At 74.1% G+C, this 5,402-nt stretch carries 4 protein-coding genes; 1 reads left to right on the top strand and 3 read right to left on the bottom strand.

The window, feature by feature from the left end:
- Positions 1 to 158 precede the first annotated feature (158 nt).
- The 3 genes from BBK14_RS38130 to BBK14_RS39755 form a co-directional block, all read right to left on the bottom strand.
- Positions 159 to 308, bottom strand: a complete 150-nt coding sequence (locus BBK14_RS38130; RefSeq protein ID WP_198541204.1) for a hypothetical protein — start codon at positions 306 to 308, stop codon at positions 159 to 161.
- A 24-nt stretch (positions 309 to 332) separates the two neighbouring features.
- The gene (locus BBK14_RS07680) at positions 333 to 2,681 is read right to left on the bottom strand and encodes a WD40 repeat domain-containing serine/threonine protein kinase (protein ID WP_116430019.1); all 2,349 of its coding nucleotides are present in this window, start codon (positions 2,679 to 2,681) and stop codon (positions 333 to 335) included.
- An 89-nt stretch (positions 2,682 to 2,770) separates the two neighbouring features.
- Positions 2,771 to 4,297: a hypothetical protein gene (locus tag BBK14_RS39755; RefSeq protein ID WP_241831276.1), complete on the bottom strand. Its 1,527-nt coding sequence runs from the start codon at positions 4,295 to 4,297 to the stop codon at positions 2,771 to 2,773.
- Between the two features lie 304 nt (positions 4,298 to 4,601).
- Between BBK14_RS39755 and BBK14_RS07670 the strand changes: the two genes are divergently transcribed.
- A complete protein-coding gene (locus tag BBK14_RS07670; protein ID WP_071060535.1) occupies positions 4,602 to 5,312 on the top strand; it encodes a hypothetical protein in 711 nt (236 codons plus the stop codon).
- Positions 5,313 to 5,402: the final 90 nt, after the last annotated feature.

Here is a 5,402-nt window from a genome sequence, read left to right as displayed (position 1 = left end):
CGGGGCATACAAAGCCACGACGAGCCAACATCACGCACGGTCACCAGCCCCGGTCAGGTCACCGTGCCCCACCCCGGTTAACTTCGAAGACCCAGTATCCGCTGGCCGCCTGGCCTCGGACAGGACTGGCTCGGATCGCTGCTGTGGGAGCGTCTCAGTCACATCCGCGAGGCCTCCGGGCGGATTGCCGAGGAATCGGTACCTCGTTCAGCGATCACCGACTGGGCAGCCGGGCTCATCGAAACCGACATCGACTGAAGCACCTCGATGATGCCGAGGGAACTGAACACATCCAGAACTTTGTTCATTGGCGTCACGAGGCAGATGTCGTGTCAGGGGCAGGGTGACGCGTAGGGCGTGTTCGGGAAGTTGGCGTACCACTCCTTGGAGCCGATCTGGTTTGACGGGTCGGCGCAGGCGTTGCGGGTGAGCACCGCGGGGTCGACCGTCCACAGTCGGACGGAGCCGTCGCCGCTGGCCGACACGACGGTCCGCCCACCGGGGACGAACATCGCCGCGCTCACCGCCTTCGTGTGGCCGCGCAGGTCGGTGAGCAGGACGGGGTCCGCCGGGGCGGAGATGTCGGTGAGCCGGACGGTCTCGTCCTCGCTGGCCGAGACCAGGATGGCGCGGTCGGGGCTGAAGGCGACGCTGGTCACCCCGCCGACGCCGCCGGGGGTGGAGCCGAGGTCGACGACCGATCCCGGGCCGTCGACCCGCCAGGTGTGCACGGCGCCGTCGATGCCGCCGGCGGCTAGGGTCGAGCTGTCGGCGGAGAAGGCGACGGACTGCACCGTGCGGCCGGTGCCACGCAGGGTGGAGCTGGTGGCGGGCCGCGCCGGATCTGCGACGTTCCACAGCCGGACGGAGCCGTCGTCGCCGGCGAGGGCCAGCAGGCCGCCGCGCGGGGAGAACGCGAGCGACCGGATCCCGGCGACGGCGCCGTCGGTCGCCGACCGCCGCTGCGGATGGGCCGGGTCGGTCACCGCCCACAGGCCGACCTGGCCGTCGTCGCCGCCGGAGGCGAGGGTGCCGCCGTCCGGGGCGAAGGCGACGGAGCGCACCCGGTCACGGTGGAACGCGATGGTGGCGAGCGCGCCGGCGCGGGCGGGGTCGGTAACGTCCCACAGCCGGACGGCTCCGTCGCCGACACCGGCCGCGAGCAGGTTCCCGCCCGGGTCGAAGGCCACCGAGTAGACCCAGTCACCGACCCCGGAAATGGTGCCGGCGTGGCCGGGATGGGCGAGGTCGGTGAGATCCCAGAGCTCGATGGTCCCGGCTTCCGTCCCGGCGGCGAGCAGCCGGCCGTCGGGACGCAGGGCGGCGCTCAGGACGCGGCTGCCCAGCGGGGCCACCACCGGGTCGACGTCGGCCGCGAACAGGCCGATCACCGCGTTGCGGGTGGACGCCGACTCCGGCGCGGCGTGGTAGGCCGCGAGCGCGAGCCGGCGGGCGAGTGGGCGGTCCTGGAACTGCAGCCGCAGCGCCCTGGCCGCGACCTGCTCGGGCACGCCGGTCGGGCTGGGCGCGCCCCGGTTGTCGACCACGACGAGCACGACCGTCGCGATGACCGCGGCGAGGATCGCCGCGAGCAGGGCGATCCCGCGCCACCCATGTCGGCTCCGCCTGCCCTGGCTCCGCCCGTGCGCTTTGGCCCGCCCGGCCGTTCCGGCGCGACGATCCGTTCCGGCGCGACCGGCCGTGGACGGCGCCGGCGAGCCGTGCGGGGACAGAACGGTAACCGGGGTCGGCGGGACGGCCTGCGTCTCCACCGATGACGGCGACGGCGACGGATTCCCGGGTGTTCCAGGTATCCCAGGTGTTCCAGGCGTCCCGGGCGCGACCGGCTGGACGAGCGCGGTGACCTCTGCGAGCGGGGGTCCCAGGGGTAGTTCGGCCTCGTCCACGCGCATGTCGAGCAGCCGGGCGTAGAGCTGCTCGGCGGTGGGCCGATCGGCCGGGGCCTTGCGCATCGCCTCCTCGACCAGCGGACGCAGGGAGTCCTCGAAGCCGTCGAGCGTGGGGGTGTCGTTGACCGTGCGGTAGAGCAGCGCGGCGGCCGGGCCGGTGCCGAACGGGTAGCGGCCGGTGGCGGCGTACACGAGCACCCCGCCCCAGGCGAAGACGTCCGCCGCGGAGGTGATCGTGTCGCCGCGGGCCTGCTCGGGGGCCATCAGCGCGGGGGTGCCGACGGGGTGCTCCCCGCTCAGCACGGACGCCGTGTCGAGCGCGCGGGCGATGCCGAAGTCGATGACCTTCGGGCCGAGTCGGGAGAGCACGATGTTGCTGGGCTTGAGGTCGCGGTGGACGATGCCGGCGCGGTGGATCGCCATCAGCGCGGTGGCCATGCTGGCGGCGAGCTGGTGCAGCTCGGCGGGGTGCAGCGGCCCGCGCTCGCGCACCACCTCGGCCAGGGTCGGGCCGTCCACGAACTCGGTGACCAGGTAGGGCACGTCGGCGGTGACGTTCACGTCGAGCACCGCCGCGGTGCAGAACCGGGCGACCCGCCGGGCGCTGTCCGCCTCCCGCTTCAGCCGCTCGCGGAACTCGGCGACCCGCGCCAGGTCGGGTCGGACGAGCTTGACGGCCACCTGCCGCCCGGAACCGTTCAGCCCGAGGTAGACGGTGCCCATGCCGCCCGCGCCGAGCCGGCGCAGCAGCCGGTACGGCCCGACCCGCACCGGATCGGCGCCGTCGAATCCATCGAACCCATCGGATCCACCGGGTCCATCAGATCCATCGGATCCACCGAGGCTGGACGAGCTCACCGTCACCCGCTACGGCTGCCGCCGCCGGGGGCGACGGCCGCGCAGGGGGCCGTCTGGCGGTGGACGGCGAGGGACCCGAACGCGAGCAGGAACGGCAGCGCCACCGACGGGACGGATGCACTCGTGTCCGCGGAGACCAGCATCATGTCGACGCCGGAGGCGAGGTGGGCGCCGCAGTCCGCGGCGACCTGCCGGTGGCCGGGACGGAAGCTCGCGAAGCGCACCACGGTCTCGAAACGGCCGTCCTGGTCGGCGACGGTACGGCCGACGAGCTCGCCGCCGGCGGTCAGGGTCGTCTCCGCGCCCGGGGTGCAGCCGGCGCCCTGCGCGTAGAGGAGGTCGCCGGCGGCCAGCACGTACCGGTCGAAGCGCAGCTCCCCGGGTTCGGGCTCGCGCGCTACGGGGACGCCGGGCGGCGGTGGCGGCGAGCCCGGCCGGGCGATCGGGGTACAGGCACCGAGGACGCGCGCCGTGCCCGGCGGGCACTTCGCCGACTCGGCCGGCTCCGCGCACCTGCTCCCGAGCGGGACGGTGACGCCGCCCGGGCAGAACGTGCGGTCGGGTGGGCAGGCGGCGGTGCTGGGCGCGGTGGAGCCGTCCCAGCAGGCGACGGGCACGGGCCGGGCCGACGCCGGCTTCGGGCACGGCTCCCCCACGGCCACGCTGACCGGGGTGTTCGGGCACTGGACGCGCCGGATCGGGCAGTCGCCGGCCGTCCGGGCCCACGAGCCGTCGTCACAGCGCACGACCGGGGCCCCGCCGCTGCCACTGCTGCCGCCGCTGCCGCCGCTCGTTCCGCCGCCGCCTCCGTTTCCGGAGTCCCCTCCGCCGTCGGACGGGCCGCCGGTCGGGTGGTCGCCCGGCGGGCAGCCGGGCAGGGGCAGCGCGTCGAACGGGCGGCCGAGGCTCGGGCAGACGACGGTGCCGCCGCAGTTCCCGCCCGTTGCCGCCGTCGAGCCGGTACCCCGGCCGGCCCCGCAGGACGGGCTCGATGTGGGGCCTGCGGTCCCACCAGGGGTGGGGGTCTCCCCGGGATCGGCTGTCTCACCGGGGGTGGCCGGCGGGCAGCCGCGCCGGCGCGGTGCCGCTCCCCCAGCCGCGCACGAGGGCGAGGTGGTCGGAGTGCCTGGCGCGGTCGTCGGGCTGTCGCCTCCCGACCCGGCCCCGCCGGGTGCGGTCGTGCCCGCGGGCGCGTCCTGATCGCCGGAGTTCGGCTCGGTAGCGCCGGCCGGCGGCGCCGCTCCGGTACCCGCCGGCGGCGGCACCGGCTCCGCGGACGGCGCGGGCGCAGGGGCAGGGGCAGGCGGTGGCGGCGGTGCCGGCTGTTCGGACGGCGACACAGCCGGCGCTTCGGACGAGGACGTGACCGCCGGCGCGACGGTGTCGAGCGCCGAGGCCGGCACGGCCGCGCCCCCGGCGGGCGGAACAGCACCGATGACGCCGCAGAACAGAGCGGTGAACGCGAGCAGGAGAACACGGAGAACCCACGGTTTCCCGCGCATTCCAGCGGCGCGTCGCCCGCTCACCATCCACCCACCCCCGGAATAGTTTTCCAGCATTGTGAAAGCCGGCCGCGATCCCGCCCGACACGCGGGCCGGTGATCGCCGGTACCACCCAATGGTGGAGTTCGACGGCGGCGCGGCCCCCGAAGTGCGCCACCCGAACGGCGCCCGCCCCCACCCAATACGATTGCGGTGAAGGGCCGCCGACATCCTGGCCAGCGTAACATCCGATTCGGTGAGCTACCGGCCGGAAGGGGAGATGTGATTTCCGGATCGCGCGGGCCGGCAACGGCACCAAAATGCCGTCTCCTCGCCGCCCTTGTTATCTGCATGACATGGCTCGGGGTATTCTTCGTACCCACCGCCTGGGCGGAGAACGACAATACGACACGGCTGTCCGTCACCATCGACGGCCGCCCCCTCGATGGTGACGTCGTCCTCGACGCGTCGGCCGCGACGCGCCTCGTCGTCGGCCTGGAGAACCTCGGCCGGTCGGCGCTCGAGGTCGACTCGGTGCGGCTGAGTGGAACGGTGCTCGGCCTGACCTTCTTCGACTACGACACCCGGGTGCGCACGACCGTCCCGGCCCGCGGCGCGGCGACCTGGACGGTCGATCTCGACCTGCGCGACCTCGCCCGGCGGGCCAGCGGCTCGCTGCCGGTCAGGGTGGAGATCCGTGACACCGATCTCGCCACGGTGGCCGCCGCGAACGGGCACGCCGACGTCCGCGGCTCGCTGTTCTCCACCTACGGCCTGTTCATCCTGGGCATGTTCACGCTCACGGGCTTGCTGCTCGCGGCGGCCCTGCTCGCGGCGCGGCGGAACGCTCCCGCACCGGCACCATGGCGGCGTGGGCTACGTCTCGTCCCGGCGGGCACGGCGGCGGGGCTTTTCCTGGTTCTCGTGCTGTCGGCGGCGCACCTGACGACCCCGTCGACACCAACCGATCTCGCGATCACCCTCTGCACCGCGCTGATCACCTTCGGGATCGGCCGCGTCCTGCCGGCCCGCACCCCACCCGGAGGTGCGGACGCCAACTAGGGCCTGTTCTGAGTCCGGATCACAATCGGGGTGTTCGTCCTTCGTCCGGGTGCTTCGGCTGGTAGCACGGTTGTATGACGCGTGGTGATC

Origin of the sequence: Parafrankia soli, from assembly GCF_001854695.1 — a bacterium.
GTDB classification, from domain to species: domain Bacteria; phylum Actinomycetota; class Actinomycetes; order Frankiales; family Frankiaceae; genus Parafrankia; species Parafrankia soli.
The sequence above is the reverse complement of the archived record's forward strand: the minus strand, read 5'-3'. Positions and strand labels throughout refer to the sequence as shown.